This window comes from Chitinophaga sp. ARDCPP14 (genome assembly GCF_051362515.1).
In the GTDB taxonomy this organism is placed as follows: Bacteria; Bacteroidota; Bacteroidia; order Chitinophagales; family Chitinophagaceae; genus Chitinophaga.
Genome location: NZ_JBKIXB010000015.1, coordinates 20,921 through 34,803, shown reverse-complemented (window position 1 = coordinate 34,803; position 13,883 = coordinate 20,921). Strand labels below are relative to the sequence as shown.

Annotated in this window: 12 protein-coding genes; 2 read left to right on the top strand and 10 right to left on the bottom strand. The window is 46.3% G+C overall.

Annotated features, from left to right (window positions below; translation table 11 throughout):
• Nucleotides 1-4: 4 nt before the first annotated feature.
• The 4 genes from ACLHR0_RS29260 to ACLHR0_RS29245 form a co-directional block, all read right to left on the bottom strand.
• Nucleotides 5-967, bottom strand: coding sequence for a helix-turn-helix transcriptional regulator (locus tag ACLHR0_RS29260; protein ID WP_436491409.1), 963 nt, complete (start codon nucleotides 965-967; stop codon nucleotides 5-7).
• 253 nt (nucleotides 968-1,220) lie between these two features.
• Entirely contained in the window at nucleotides 1,221-2,255 is a 1,035-nt protein-coding gene (cydB, locus tag ACLHR0_RS29255) for a cytochrome d ubiquinol oxidase subunit II (RefSeq protein ID WP_370911217.1), read from the bottom strand.
• A gap of 3 nt (nucleotides 2,256-2,258) precedes the next feature.
• Nucleotides 2,259-3,650, bottom strand: coding sequence for a cytochrome ubiquinol oxidase subunit I (locus ACLHR0_RS29250; protein ID WP_436491406.1), 1,392 nt, complete (start codon nucleotides 3,648-3,650; stop codon nucleotides 2,259-2,261).
• Nucleotides 3,651-3,864: 214 nt separating this feature from the next.
• Nucleotides 3,865-4,875, bottom strand: a complete 1,011-nt coding sequence (locus ACLHR0_RS29245; RefSeq protein WP_436491405.1) for a zinc-dependent alcohol dehydrogenase family protein — start codon at nucleotides 4,873-4,875, stop codon at nucleotides 3,865-3,867.
• A gap of 116 nt (nucleotides 4,876-4,991) precedes the next feature.
• On the opposite strand from ACLHR0_RS29245, the gene ACLHR0_RS29240 reads away from it, so the two are divergent.
• The gene (locus ACLHR0_RS29240; RefSeq protein ID WP_436491403.1) at nucleotides 4,992-5,366 is read left to right on the top strand and encodes a winged helix-turn-helix transcriptional regulator; all 375 of its coding nucleotides are present in this window, start codon (nucleotides 4,992-4,994) and stop codon (nucleotides 5,364-5,366) included.
• A gap of 200 nt (nucleotides 5,367-5,566) precedes the next feature.
• Here ACLHR0_RS29240 and ACLHR0_RS29235 read toward each other — a convergent pair whose 3' ends face one another.
• The 4 genes from ACLHR0_RS29235 to ACLHR0_RS29220 are packed head-to-tail and all read right to left on the bottom strand — an operon-like array spanning nucleotide 5,567 to nucleotide 11,958.
• Complete coding sequence (locus ACLHR0_RS29235) at nucleotides 5,567-8,956, bottom strand: ATP-binding protein (protein ID WP_436491401.1); 3,390 nt, start codon at nucleotides 8,954-8,956, stop codon at nucleotides 5,567-5,569.
• Complete coding sequence (locus ACLHR0_RS29230) at nucleotides 8,937-9,527, bottom strand: DUF4194 domain-containing protein (protein WP_370911212.1); 591 nt, start codon at nucleotides 9,525-9,527, stop codon at nucleotides 8,937-8,939. The genes ACLHR0_RS29235 and ACLHR0_RS29230 overlap by 20 nt, the downstream gene beginning before the upstream one ends.
• A 4-nt stretch (nucleotides 9,528-9,531) precedes the next feature.
• Nucleotides 9,532-10,995, bottom strand: a complete 1,464-nt coding sequence (locus ACLHR0_RS29225; protein WP_370911211.1) for a DUF3375 domain-containing protein — start codon at nucleotides 10,993-10,995, stop codon at nucleotides 9,532-9,534.
• Between the two features lie 54 nt (nucleotides 10,996-11,049).
• A complete protein-coding gene (locus ACLHR0_RS29220) occupies nucleotides 11,050-11,958 on the bottom strand; it encodes a bestrophin family protein (RefSeq protein WP_429061971.1) in 909 nt (302 codons plus the stop codon).
• A gap of 360 nt (nucleotides 11,959-12,318) precedes the next feature.
• Here ACLHR0_RS29220 and ACLHR0_RS29215 point away from each other — a divergent pair, with 360 nt between their 5' ends.
• A complete protein-coding gene (locus ACLHR0_RS29215) occupies nucleotides 12,319-12,936 on the top strand; it encodes a redoxin domain-containing protein (protein ID WP_370911209.1) in 618 nt (205 codons plus the stop codon).
• On the opposite strand, the gene ACLHR0_RS29210 is transcribed toward ACLHR0_RS29215, so the two are convergent.
• Nucleotides 12,937-13,185 carry a hypothetical protein gene (locus ACLHR0_RS29210; protein ID WP_429043982.1) on the bottom strand — a complete coding sequence of 83 codons (249 nt, stop codon included), beginning with the start codon at nucleotides 13,183-13,185 and terminating at the stop codon, nucleotides 12,937-12,939. It lies immediately after the preceding gene.
• A gap of 26 nt (nucleotides 13,186-13,211) precedes the next feature.
• Nucleotides 13,212-13,811, bottom strand: coding sequence for a class I SAM-dependent methyltransferase (locus ACLHR0_RS29205; RefSeq protein ID WP_436491397.1), 600 nt, complete (start codon nucleotides 13,809-13,811; stop codon nucleotides 13,212-13,214).
• Between the last annotated feature and the right edge of the window lie 72 nt (nucleotides 13,812-13,883).

Genomic DNA, 13,883 nt, shown 5'->3' with positions numbered 1-13,883 from the left:
GGATTTATAAATAATGTCCGTGGAGTTCTGTTACAAGATCTCCGATAGCGGTTTTGAGCTCCTGGGGCTGCAGTACTTCCACCCGGTTGCCAAACATAATCAACCACCTGGCGAAATGGCCCAGGGAGGCCTGGAGGAATGTAAGCTCTGTTTTATCGCCCACCACTTTTTCGTCCATAAGGCCATAGTAATACTTCTGTTCCCTTACATACCGCAACATATCGTTGTCCAGCGCTATTTTTACGAGATAGGTATTTTCGCTGTTCCGGCTGCGCTGCTGTTCCAGGTAATCCTGCAAAGAAAGATGCTTGTTTTTCTTATAAGTGGCAGGCAGCACGGTTAATTTACGGATACGGTCTACCCGGAAGTCGCGGTAGCCCTGCCGGAGCTTGCAGAAGGCGATCAGGTGCCAGTTGGCGCTGCTATGAAAAATACCTATTGGTTCTACTTCCCTGCGTGTGGCCACTTCTTCCTGGAAGGAAAAGTACTCCATACTGATCACCTGGTTCATGCCCAGGGCTTGCTGAATATCGGAAAGGAACCGGTTGGGGAACTCCGCCGCATCCGCTACTACAGGCCGGTACCTCAATACGGCGATGTTTTCATCCAGTGATTCGAGGTAGTCCTTTTCTGTTCCACGGAGTACGGAACGGATCTTTTCCATAGCAAGACTAAACTGTTTCCGGTTACTGTGGTCACTGAATTGTTCCATCAGTTTTTCCCCGGTCAGGAGTGCGGCTGCCTCTTCTTTGGAAAACATCACAGGGGGCAGGTGATAGCCTTCCACGATATAATAACCGGTACCCGCTTCTGCACCAATGGGCACGCCGGCTTCCTGCAGGGCTTTTACATCCCTGTACACCGTTCTTAAGCTAATGTTAAAGCGGTCGGAAATCTCCGCGGCCTTTACTATTTTTTTACCCTGTAGTTGTATGAGAATGGCGGTAAGCCGGTCGATACGATTCATGGAAGTGATCAATTCTGGGTACTAATTTCGGCTTCCCGGAATTATTTTCAGAAATTTTTTTAAACCGGTTAAACTTTTATCAAAGCAGGCCGTCTTAAATACATCTCTCCTGATAAAAGATAGGATACGGGAAAATGATAACTGGCGACTTTCGGGAGATCATCAACACAATGCTACAGTACAGAATATAGGTTAAATGGTAAGTCCCTGCAATTTCTTGCGGGGACCTGTTTTTTTAGCCAATAGCTAATATCTAATAACTCATTTCGTTCAGCTTCACTTTACCCCGGAATGTCCAGAATAAGAAAGTAGTATATCCAATTACCATCGGGGTGCCTATGGCTGCAATGAGCAGCATAATTTTCAACGATTTAACAGAAGACGCCGCTGCATAAATGCTGATACTATAAGCAGGATCAGTAGTAGATATCACAATGTTGGGATACAGGCCTACCGCGAAGAGGATAAGCAAACAGGCAGTGATAATAGAAGAATAGAGGAAGGCGGTATAATATCTGCGTGCATCCACATTCCTTTTGATATTCAGCAGGATCAGTACCGCCAGCATGGGCAGCAGGAACAGCTGCGGATGCGATTTAAACTGGAACGTCATGTGCGGCACATAAATAAGGGTAGCCATTGACGTTAGAATAAAGCAAAGAATGAAGAACTTGCTGCAGTTGTTCACTATCACCGTAAGCCTGGTGTACAGCCTGTTTTCCGTTTTCATTACCAGGTAAATAGAACCATGCAGCATGAACAGCGATAAGGTGGTAAAAGCAATCAGTATCGCATAAGGATTAAAAAAGGTGAGCAGCGTACCGGTAAATTCATGTTCCTTATTAATCGGGAGACCGTGAATGAGGTTGCCCAGTACCAATCCCAGCAGCAGCGTAATACCGGTGCTGGACACTGTATAACTGATATCCCACATTTTGCGCCACCATAGCCAGGTTTCCTTACTTCTGAATTCTATTGAAATAGCCCGGAAGATGAGGGCTACGAGGAATAACATAAAGGGAATGTAGAAGGTAGACAGTACCACGCCGTATACCAGCGGAAAGCCGGCAAACAAGGCCCCGCCGGCAATTACCAGCCATACCTCATTTCCATCCCATACCGGTCCTATCGCATTCAGCACCAGGCGCCGGCTTTCTTCTTTTTTAAAAAACAGGTGCAAGGCACCAGCACCCAGGTCGAAGCCATCCAGCACACCATAACCAGTGATCAATCCGCCAATCACTAAAAACCACCAGGTGGGAAGATCCAGTCCGAGAATTGTTTCCATGAGTTATAATTTAGTGGGATGGTAAGTTATATTATCGTGATAATAGCCGTCGTATTCAATTTCAGCATTCTCTGAAACATCTGGTCCGTGCTGTATTTTCCGCGTTAGCAGATAGATGAACAGCGTAAACAGCAACATATATACCAGCGTAAATAATATCAGCGAGAACATTACCTGGTCTGCGGTTACTTTACGCGACAGTGCATCAGATGTGCGCAGCAGTTTGTACACCACCCAGGGCTGGCGTCCTACTTCCGCGGCATACCAGCCTACCTGGTTGGCTATTTGCGGCAGCAGTACCGCCCATGCAAATATGATCATCAGCCAGCGCTGGTTAAACAGTTTCTTTCTCCATAAAAAGAAAACGGCCAGCAGCGTAAGTCCTATGAGTATCATGCCGATCGTAATCATCAAATGATACATCTGGAATACAAAGTTCACTGCGCCGGGCCTGTCTGCCTTGGGCGTGGCTCTGAGACCTTCTACCGGGGCGGAGAAGCTGCCATGCGTAAGGAAAGAAAGGCCTCCCGGAATTTTTATGCCGGTTGTTTTTTCATTTTTATTATCTACCCAACCCACAATATACATGGGCGCTACTGCAGAACTATCGTAGTGCCCTTCCATAGCAGCCAGTTTAGCGGGTTGATATTTGCTTACATAGTGAGCGGAACGGTGACCGGTGAAAAGCTGCATCAGCGCAGCAATTACAGCTACGCCCAGGCCTACTTTAAACATAGCCTGTGCATGTTTGGCAAAGCGGTTTTTAAGTACATACCAGGCGGCAACGCTCATCACCAGGAAAGAGCCGGCGAGAAAAGAACCAATAATCACATGTGAGAACCTGTCGACCGAAGAAGGGTTAAACACCATCTCCCAGAAATCAGTAACTACTGCACGCGCCTGCAGATCATGCCCTTCTATGCGGTAACCGGTTGGCGTTTGCTGCCAGGAATTGGCAATAACGATCCACAATGCAGAAAAGATAGAGCCCAGCGCCACCATACACGTAGAAAAGAAATGTACGCCCTTGTGAACGCGGTTCCAGCCAAACAATAATACGCCCAGGAAGGCAGATTCCATCGCAAATGCAAAGATGCCTTCCGCTGCCAGCGCACTTCCGAAAATGTCGCCTACGTAATGTGAATAAGTAGCCCAGTTAGTGCCGAATTCAAATTCCATTACAATGCCGGTGGCTACGCCGATACCGAAGATCAATGCAAATATTTTAATCCAATATCGTGTAATGTCCTTGTAAAGCGACAAACCGGTTCTGAGGTACAGGCCCTCCATGATCACGAGGCACAGTCCCAGCCCTATACTCAGCGGAGGATAGATGTAATGGAAGGCAATGGTAAAGGCAAACTGTATTCTGGATAGTATTTCTACTGAAGGCATAATGTTCAATTATTGATGCAAAGGTAGCAGGTGAAGATATCCATGAAACTGATGTTTGTCATGTATTGATAAAAATATAATGTTATCATCACCTTAACAAGGAAATAACCCGCTTTTCAACTTGTTTTTACTATCTTGAAACAATAATTTTAGTGTAATGGTTTACTTGGTATAACGTCCTGCCGATGCGCAGGACGTTTATATGTTCACCACTTTACTTCATTTCTATTACTACTTTCCCGAAATAATTACCGCCGCCCATATACCTGAATGCTTCCTGCGCCTCGCTTACAGGGAATACGCTGTCTATTACCGGATGGATATCATTTATTGCTATTGCGGCAGCCAGCTCCTGGAAACTTTTCAGGCTGCCTACAGAGTAGCCCTGCAGCCGGATATAGCTGCCTACAACTGTAAACAGGTCTACCGGCAGCTGTGCGCCTTCAATGAAGCCTACCAGGCCCACAAAGCCATTGAAGCCTACCGACTTAACAGAATTAACGATGGTGGCGGCGCCGGCAATATCCAAGGTAGCATGTACACCTTCCCCGCCCGTGATACGTTTTACTTCTTCATGCCAGTTGGGATATTTTTTATAATCGATTACTTCGTGGGCGCCCAGCTCCTGTAATTTCTTCAGTTTATCCGGATGACTGCTGGTGGCAATCACCTTCGCGCCTGCTGCCAATGCGATTTGCATGGTAAAAAGGGAGACGCCGCCGGTGCCTTGTGTAAGTACGGTTTGCCCTGCTTTGATACCAGCATAGCCCATCAGGCCTGTCCATGCGGTAACGCCGGCAACAGGCAATGTAGCGGCTTCCACGCTGGTTAAATTGGCAGGAGTGCGTACCAGTGCATATTCAGGGATTACTGCATATTCTGCCAGCAGGCCGGGCGTGCTTACACCGGTTCTGATATGATTGGTACCGGCGGTGGCCAGGCCATGCTGCCAGAGCTGGTTGTAATGAATAGCCACCCGATCGCCCGGTTGCCATTTGGTAACGTTATCACCGATGGCGGCTACTACACCGGCGCCATCGGAAGTGGGAATGCGGGGCAGCGGTAATTCCTTGCTGTAAGTGCCGGTAGCGAGGGCTACATCGAGGTAATTGAGTGCTGCGGCCTCTATTTTTACCAGTACTTCACCGGGGCCGGCTATGGGAGTGGGTATTTCTTTGAGCTGTAAACTTTCCAGTCCGAAGGCTACTTGTTGTATTGCTTTCATAAGAACTATTTTTTTCTTTCACAAAATTGCTCCCTAACTTCATATAAGACAAGTATGCACCATTTGGGAATGTAGGTACCAGATGGATACTATTGCTGATAATCAATGCCAAAAAAATGAAGAAATCCGGAAAAAATATTCATGCTGACACGATCTGCGCGGTTGATTACGCTTTCCAACGGATTGGCGGGAAGCATAAAGGACGTGTTATTTACCACCTGAGAAACGGGGTGAAAAGATATGGAGAACTACGCCGGATCATGACCGGTATAACCCCTAAAATGCTCACACAAGTGCTGCGTGAACTGGAGGACGACGACCTGGTTACCCGCCATGTATACCTGGAGGTGCCGCCCCGCGTGGAATACCAACTAACGGATACGGGCAGTGAACTACTACCCTTCATTACCCTGCTGAGCGAATGGGGCCGCAAACAAATGGGACGGGAGCCGCAATGCCAACCAGCACCCGCTCTGGCGGCAATGTCCTAAGCGAAGGTTGTCTTTCTCAGGATTACGCTGATTTTACTGATTTTACTTTTTGGATTTTTTAAGATTTTTAGATTTAATAATTAAGGGAGATAAAAGCGAATATATCCGCTTATATCTCCCTTAATCCTTTATAAAATCCAAAAAGTAAAAATCCAGTTAATCAGTATAATCAGCGTAATCCTGAGAAAGACAACCTTCGCTTAGGACATTGCCGCCATGGATTCGAACTCTTTCTTCCTGTCGCGGTATTCTTCCATCGTGAAGTTGTATACCACGGAGTCGCGTTTGTTTTTATTTGCTACAAAATGACACGCATGGATATATGGTTCTGCGATATTCAGTTTGTCCAGTGGCGTTACTACCAGTAGCTGCAGGTTCAGTTGTCCGCAATATTCCATGAGGTAGTGACTCTTTTCAGGGTCCAGTTTGCTGAAGGCTTCATCTACTGTGATGAAGCGCAGGCTGCGGTGTTGACGGTTGGCTTCATTGATGCCAAACTGGTAGGCAATGGCGGCTCCCAGGATGGTGTAGGTGAACTGTGCTTTTTCGCCACCGGAAAGACTAGCCGTATCCTCGTAATATTTGAATGCCTTGTTGTCGGCCACATAGAATTCTTTTGCGCCGAAGTCGAGCCAGTTGCGTACATCCGTTACTTTGCGGCGCCATGCTTCGTTTTGTTGTAACTCGGTGATGAGCAGTTTGATATTTTCAAACAGCTGATCGCCATAGGCTTCATCTTTTTCAAGTTGATATTTATAAGAATCCGGTACTGCGTTGCTGAGTTTTTCCTTGAAGTTCCGGATCTCCACATCACGTACATGGCGGCATTCCAGCTGGAGATAGGTATCCGGATTTTTATTGAAGGTGATGTTGCGTAAAGGTTCGTTCAGGTCTTCCATTACTTCGCGTATCAGGTCTTCCTGTCCGTATATCCATGCCCGGTAGTTGGTGATGGCATTGAGCATGCTGGTGTCCATGTATTTACGGAAGCGTTCTTTATGTTCAATGAGCCGCTGGAATTTAATCCGCTCATAGAGCGAGGTAAATTCGTCGAGGTATTTCACATGCGGCTGCAGGTCTGTAACATCACCGAGCCAGTCAGGGAAGGTATCGTGGATGGATTTTGGCGGCATCACAAATGCTGCCAGCTGCCGGGTGATTTCAGCTTCTTTTTCCGCGGTCAGACGCATCGCGTCGTGCATGGTTGCCTTCATGTTATCATCTGCCCGTTTCCGGTAAGATGCCAGCTCAAGGGTTGTTTCCGCCGGTTCGGTCAGCGACAGATCTGTAAGGTATTCCAGCACGTATTGCAGGGAAACGTCGTCCAGTTTATTGACCTTCAGTTGATTGAAGTGGCGCAGTTTCTCCGCGGCTTTATCGTCCAGGCGGCCTTTTTCCTGGAGGGTGCCTTCTTTCTCTTTTTCCTTGCCTTGTATTTGCCCGGTAATATCGTCCAGCTGATCACAGATCACCTGGTATTTATCGCTGGTTTTGAGCAGCGTTGCTTTTTCGCGTGCAAATGATTCAATGACGCCGGCATGGATCTGCCAGTTGATTTCACTGTAGTTACGCAGCGACAGCAATGCGTTCAGCAGCGCATTGATATTGGCAATGGCTTTCCTGCTGTCTTCCAGCTGGGAAATGCTATGCTGCAGCGTTTCAATATTCTTGTTGCATTCATCCTGTTCTTCTTTTAACAGGCGCAATTTGTTTTTGTTGTTCCATCCCAGCACATAATTATTTTTCTGGGAACGGTTAGGGCGATCATCTTTTTCATGGCGTGTAGCCTGCCGCGTTAGTCCGTTGGAAGTTACTGCTTTCCGGCAACGGTTGAATACAGTCATGTCGTCGGTACAGGTATAATCGAACTGATCGAGCAGCTGGTTCTGTAACCATTCCTTGAAGATGGTGCCGGGTTTGATATCTATTTTTTGCAGCAGGCTTTCTTTTTCAGAAGGCATCCGCAACATGGTATAACTCTCCTCTTCTACTTTGTGGTATACGAGGCGGGTTTGCAGGTTATTGGAATTGATGTAGCGGTTGATGTCCAGGATATATTCTTCGGGTACCAGGAGGCGCAGGCCGAAGTTGTGCAATACTTTTTCGATGGCGCTTTCCCAATGGATCTCTGCATCTTTTACTTTGATCAGTTCACCGGCAAAAGGCAGGTCATCTTCCTGGATATCCAGCATATTTGCCAGCTGCTGACGGATACGGATCAGCTCATAAGGGATATTATTTTTCCGGTGCAGGAAGGAATCTATTTCTTCTTCCAGCTTTGATACCTGTGTCCTTTCTGCGGCGAGGCTGCTTTTGTGATGAAAAATTTCTTCCTGTAATGTTTCCAGTTGTTTATCGTGCGCTGTTTTCATCTGTTCAGCGCCTGCAATATTTTCATGGAACTGCTGTTCATCCGGATTGGGTGCGAGCTCCAGCCGGTCTGTGAGCATATTGTATTCTTCCATCTTATTACGTTTGGCCTCCATGGCTTTTTGCTCGTAATGGATGGATTTTTCGATAGAGCGCAGTTGTTCATCTACGCTGTTATTGGCTTTCTGGGCTATCAGCTCGTCTTTGCGGAGGTGCAGCGACTGGAGTTGCTCATTGATATTGGTAAGACTGCGGGTAGTTGCCTGTTGTTCTTTCTGTAAAGATTCCAGTTCTCTTTCCAGGATATCTTTTTCCTGTTTATTAAACCAGGAGGGCAGGATATCCTGGAGCATTTGCAACTCCCGGTTCCTGTCTTGTAATTGCTGCCAGGCCGCGCGGTTTTCGATGATAGGTTCCAGCAGTTTCAGCTGGGTTTCATCTTTCTGAATGGCACGATGACTGGTGAGTAAACTATCATAGTTTTCGCGCAGTTTCAGGAATTCGTTTTCGCTGTCTGTTTCTTCCAGCATCTGTCCGCGGATAAATGTGTTCAGATCGCCGAGTACTTTGATACCAACGGTTTGGTTAAAGAGAGACAGGGCTTTTTCGCTTCGCAGTCCGAAGATGTTGCTGAACAGGGCTGCGTATTCTTTAAAGCTGTCGGTGATTTCTGTTTTGGGAAATTCGAGGCGCAGTCTTTTTTTCCAGTCGCCTTTTACATCAAATTTCCCGTTGCCGAAGTGATCGTTGATATTAAGTTTATGCGGCGAAACGATGTATTGCCGTTTCATTTCCCCGGAGTACCATCTAACCTGCGCCAGTGTGATCTGGTGCATGGTAGCGGCGTTGTAGAAGTAGGCCAGCAGTACTGAGTAAGGGTTGTTTTCCTTATGACGGAGCTGGTCCGTTTTGGACTGCTGCGATTCTTCGGAGAAGGTTTTACCGTAGTAGCCCCAGAAATAGGATTCTTCTCCTCTGTCGCGGCGTTGTTCTGTTCCGGACGATTGGTTATAGAATCTTTTCCCGGCGGGCACCAGCAGTGTTAAGAGCGCATCGATCAGGGTAGTTTTACCGCTACCGTTTGCGCCGGTGAGCAGGGAGGTATTACCGTTGGTATTGACACGATATATTTTATTGTGGAAGGTTCCCCAGTTGTATATTTCAAAATATTGCAACCGGAATCCACTTTCTTTTGAATCACTATTGAACAGGGTGGACATGCAGGTTTAATTTTGATTTTATTTCTTCCAGTTTCTCGTTATTTACCAGTGCTTTGATGATTCTTTTTACCTCGTATTGATGCAGTTCCTTGTTGGCAGCGTCCTCCCGGGTCATTTTCAGCACGCCTACATTTAAGAGGCTGTTGATGGGTTTATTGAGATCTTTCAGTAGTTTGGATTTGTTGTGTCGTTCTTTAAAGAAGAGCGCGAGTCTTTCTTTGATTTCTTTTTGTGTCATAAAAAGACGGGTGCCATTGCCCTGGATATCAAATTCATCGAGGGCTTCACGGAGCACAATGCACAGCAGCGTGGCTTCGTAGGTAAGCCGTGATTTGCGCATGAGGCGAGGCAGTGGTTTTTCGTTGGTTTCATCTGCTTCCGGTTGCACGATACGTGCAAATCCGTCGGCTTCGTTTACCACCAGTTGGAGACCGGTTTGCTGCAGGTATTTGCTGAGCTCTGTTTGCCATCCAAGCAGGTCTTTCCAGTAAGATTTATCTTCTTCGTATACAGGTCCCTGCATGAGTTTTAGAAACACGTGTGCAAAGGGAGATATATTTTTCTCGGCCATGATATTAGTTTTGTGAATTTGTGAACAGCACCATCGGCATATTGATGGTGCGGCTGCCCAGCATCACCGGGTCCGGGGTTTCCAGGATAATATGGTGTGCCGACTGGCTCGCGATGGAAAAATAGGTAATGAGTTCAGTGAGCCCTTTTTCGGCGCCATAAATTTCTACCAGTTCTTTCAGGCTTACCTGTTTTTTATTTTGCAGTTGTGTGGAAATGCGATCTTCCAGCAGGGCGCGGTCTATGTTAAAATGGTTAAATAATGCGTTCAGGTCGTTGTCGTCAAATTCGGTACCACCCATTCCTTCGGGGAATTCCACTTCAACGTTGGGTTTCTTCTCTTCCGCCATATCCCAGCGGTCGAGGAGGTCTATTTCTGGATCGCTTTCTATCTCTATAAAAAATTCCTCCCCTGGTGGGTTCTCGAGCGATTGGAACGCCAGCTGCCGGATATCGTTGATAAGCTCCATTGCTTTGCGGTGATCCGTAAGATTATTTTCGCTGAGCACGCGGCTGAGTTTATCGCTCAGTTTTTTATTGGCGTCAATTACCTTTTTGCCGGAGGCATGAAGAAATTGTTTGAGTTTTTTTAAGAAGCGGTCATTTTTATATTCGATGTTCCGGTCTTCCAGGAGGAGATAAAGTTTTTCGATCAGCTCCCGCATTTCCTCTTGTTTGTTTTCATCCATGAGGAACTGCCAGAAGGAGTAGAAGCTTTTCCCCTGGTCTTTCTGGCGGAGCGCTTCGAAGGAGTCGAGGGTATACGCCAGCAGTGCGCCTTTCGCGATATCTTTTTCGCTTTGTTTGCGATAAATTTCCTGGGTGATCTGTTCAAAGTTTTGTTCCACTTCTTTGAAATCGCTCAGGAGTTCGCGCGACATGCGATTGACGTCGTAAAATCTTTCCTTTATCTGGGTATCATCAAACACCTGTACTTTACCGGTGATGGTGATCGCTTTTATTTCCTGTTCTATTTCATATTTCTTTTTCTCCAGTTCCTGGATCCTTTGTTCCGGGTCTTTATTGCTCTGGTCAATCAGCTCTTTGAGTTTGGAGAAGATGTCTTTGAAGCGGCTTTCTGTGCCAACAAATTCTCTTTTCTGGAGGGTGGATACCCAGTGCATTACTTTTTCCATGTCGCTGCTCAGCTCATGGATATCCAGTCCGTCGTCGTCGGGATATTTGCGGAGAAAGCCTTTATTGCTCCATTGATCGATATATTTCCTGGCCTTCACATCGTCGTGTTCCAGCAGGCTGGTAGCGTCTATTTCATCATCTGCGGCCCGGTAGCCGGTTACGCCGAGGTAGTCGGACAAGCGGGTTACCAGTTCCACATTGGAAATGGTAGTATGATTTTTTTCCTTGAATGTGTAATGAAAAAATGACAACATCATTGGCGCGCTACGTGCCCGTAGTATCTTGAGGGTAACTGACTGGGCATATAGATTACATAATTGGTCATACGTCATAGGTGTAAAAATAAGGAATTACGTATTACAAAGTAAATACGTTTCGCTATGGGCTTACATTACGTACAAACCTTCCTGTCGCGGCAATACCGGTGCGGGTACCGGTTCATCTCCCAGCAGCTGGATAACGTTGATTTCAATGGTCCGGGCGATGCTGTCGAGCGGAATAGCGAGTGGCTGAAAATCAAACGGGTCCATGAGGGTGATGCCGTTCAGGTGGGTTACATGGAATACGAAGCCGAACATCCATCCGAAAGGAATGGCCCATGCGCCGATGGATTCCGTCATCATCAGTGTATTCATGATAACGTAAAACCAGATAAACATCTGCGTAAAATATACATAGCTGGGAGGGAATACGGTGTTCCTGATCCGTTCCGACTGGCCCATGCAGTCGCAGTGTTTTACCAGGATCTGGTTCAGTTCTATAAAAGTGAAGCCATCGATGCTGCCGGAGGCCCGGAGTTGCTGTAAGTCGCGGGTCTGCAGGTTCAGGATGGCATTGGGGATATTACTTTGTTTTTGTACTTCTTCAATTTCTTCTGTGGTAAGGTAGCGGGTGTAGTAGTCGTCGGGCCGTTTGCGGAGAACGGTTTTGAGCGCATAAATAAAGGCGAGGTGCCGGTAAATCATGTGACGGATGAGGGCTTTGGTTTCGGGCGTAGCGTCCGGGGAGGGATAGTTGAGCATGGACCGGCTCCAGGTGCGGGAGTCGTTTACCAGTGCGCCCCATATTTTACGGGCTTCCCACCAGCGGTCGTAAGCCTGGTTGTTATTGAAGCCGATAAAGAAGGCGATGGCGGTACCCAGTACGGTAGATACGGCTATAGGGATGTTAATATGTGCTGCCAGCCAGCGTGAGTCGAGAAAATATACCAGGGTACAACATCCCAGCAACATAAGGTCTACCTTCCAGGTAAAGGAAAAGATCTGGCCGAGTGATAGTCTGTGTTTCAGCAGCATATGTCAATATTTATTCTTTTATGGCTTCGCTGTAAATTATGTCATCCGGGTTTATCCTGGCACGTTTTTATCGTTTTTTTTAAAGATGGGCGCCCCTGGTTGCTATAACTTTATAACAATAACGGGTACACGCTTTGAATGTTTGGCGCCGGACTTAAATACCCCTGTTTTCATCTCCCGGAAAAATATTTTCCTCTCAAAGCTATTAGGAACCAGTTATTTAGAATTTATAATCCTAATAGTCTATAGGAATAGTAGGGTAATTAAAATATTCTCCCTATCTTTGTTTTACGAAAGCAAAAGATATTCACCAAACCTATAACAGCGGCCATTTTATCAGCCATTATAAAAGCCTTTAATATGTCATCATTGTATAGATACGCCGATTACTTACCGCAGCCCACACCGGAAAACTTCCCCAGTCCTGTAAGGAACAGGGAAAAAATTAACCCGTTAAAATCAGGCAGCTTTTTTCCTGAATTTTTTATTGAAGAAGCGCGTGTGATCAACGCTGGTCCGCTGCTGAATAATGCCCATTCCGGCGCATCATTGCACAGTCTTACTTTGCAGCCGCTGGTAGTGGTGTTTTATTCCTGGCATTGGAACAATTACGCTGATCAGCTGATGGAACGATTGAAAGAAAGCCATGCGGCCATAGTGGCTGCCGGCGCCCGTTTGCTGGTATTGTCCAGCGAGGATAAGAAGCAGTTTACATCGGTTTATCCGGAGGTGTTGCCATTTGATGTAGTGCACGACGCACAGTTCCGCATAGCCAGGAAAGCAGGCATTTACAGGGAATCAGACCCGATCTGGGGCTTTGTTTCCGGTGTTAATGCAGACGTACCTGTGCCGGCGGCATATCTTATTGCGCCTTCACTGGAAATCAGTTACGATTTTGTTGACCTGTATTTGCAGGAAGAATTTTCGCCGGAAGCCGTGGTGGCTGCCATTGGCAAAAAGCTGGCTATCAGCGCCTGATTAGCAGGCTGGTTCCAATGCCGTGCATTTACGTATGTGCATCAAGGCATACCGGTAAATGCTCCACTGTAAGCTGTTACATTCCAATGGTGACAAACTTTCTATTTTTTCCTGGAGGGAGGTGAAGATTTCTTTATATAAAGCAGCATGTTCCTTTTTTATGGTTTCCAGTAACTGGTCAGCCTGCTGGTAATCTGTTATGGCGCCTAATTGTGCTATGGTCTCTAAAGCATGTTCGTCTGCAGTCATTGTATTAATTTTTGTATTACTTAGTCCTATCTTCTGATCCACATTTTTAGCATTAAATCCGTAGAAGCATCCACCATCTGATAACAGGGAGGTACTTCATCTTCAAGACTGTGGTATGTTACCAGTCTTGTACCGCTTGCACTGCTTTCCAGTTTTTTAAATAAAAAGCGGCTGTAATAATTATATAAACTTGTTGAATATTCTACGTTGTTATCTATCTGATCCTGATCTACCAGGTTTTCAAAGAAAGAATTATAGAAGTAAAAACCGTCATACGCAGAAAAATCCTCCTGCGTAAAATTGCCGTGAATAAAGCTCACATTCCTGATTTGCGTGGCAGCCTTTGCTTCAAGTGCGTGCTGATAAAGCTCTTCCCGTTGCTCAATGCCGTAAAAATTGGTTCCCGGGTAAAAGCGGGCGCCTACCAGGCAAAATTTTCCGACACCGCTGCCGATGTCCAGAATTTTTTTCCCTGGTTCATTTGCGAGGAAACGGGCCGCTGCTTTAGCGATACTGAGTGGCGTCCAGTGCCTTCTTGATAGTTGCTGTATTCTTTCAGGATACAACCAGTCAAACCCGGCATCATTTACGTAGCAATTAGGCTTTAATAAAGTAGAAGTCTGCATGAAGCCGCAAAGTTACGCTTTTACCGGCATTTTTGGAGGATTTAACCCTTATATATATGCAAAACGGGGCAT

Bases quoted from the DNA above. Each gene is read 5' to 3' on its own strand.
- ACLHR0_RS29245 (WP_436491405.1), bottom strand. From the start codon at position 4,875: ATGAAAGCAATACAACAAGTAGCCTTCGGACTGGAAAGTTTACAGCTC.
- ACLHR0_RS29230 (WP_370911212.1), bottom strand. From the start codon at position 9,527: ATGGCCGAGAAAAATATATCTCCCTTTGCACACGTGTTTCTAAAACTC.
- cydB (WP_370911217.1), bottom strand. From the start codon at position 2,255: ATGGAAACAATTCTCGGACTGGATCTTCCCACCTGGTGGTTTTTAGTG.
- ACLHR0_RS29260 (WP_436491409.1), bottom strand. From the start codon at position 967: ATGAATCGTATCGACCGGCTTACCGCCATTCTCATACAACTACAGGGT.
- ACLHR0_RS29240 (WP_436491403.1), top strand. From the start codon at position 4,992: ATGAAGAAATCCGGAAAAAATATTCATGCTGACACGATCTGCGCGGTT.
- ACLHR0_RS29220 (WP_429061971.1), bottom strand. From the start codon at position 11,958: ATGCTGCTGAAACACAGACTATCACTCGGCCAGATCTTTTCCTTTACC.
- ACLHR0_RS29215 (WP_370911209.1), top strand. From the start codon at position 12,319: ATGTCATCATTGTATAGATACGCCGATTACTTACCGCAGCCCACACCG.
- ACLHR0_RS29205 (WP_436491397.1), bottom strand. From the start codon at position 13,811: ATGCAGACTTCTACTTTATTAAAGCCTAATTGCTACGTAAATGATGCC.
- ACLHR0_RS29250 (WP_436491406.1), bottom strand. From the start codon at position 3,650: ATGCCTTCAGTAGAAATACTATCCAGAATACAGTTTGCCTTTACCATT.
- ACLHR0_RS29235 (WP_436491401.1), bottom strand. From the start codon at position 8,956: ATGTCCACCCTGTTCAATAGTGATTCAAAAGAAAGTGGATTCCGGTTG.
- ACLHR0_RS29225 (WP_370911211.1), bottom strand. From the start codon at position 10,995: ATGACGTATGACCAATTATGTAATCTATATGCCCAGTCAGTTACCCTC.
- ACLHR0_RS29210 (WP_429043982.1), bottom strand. From the start codon at position 13,185: ATGACTGCAGACGAACATGCTTTAGAGACCATAGCACAATTAGGCGCC.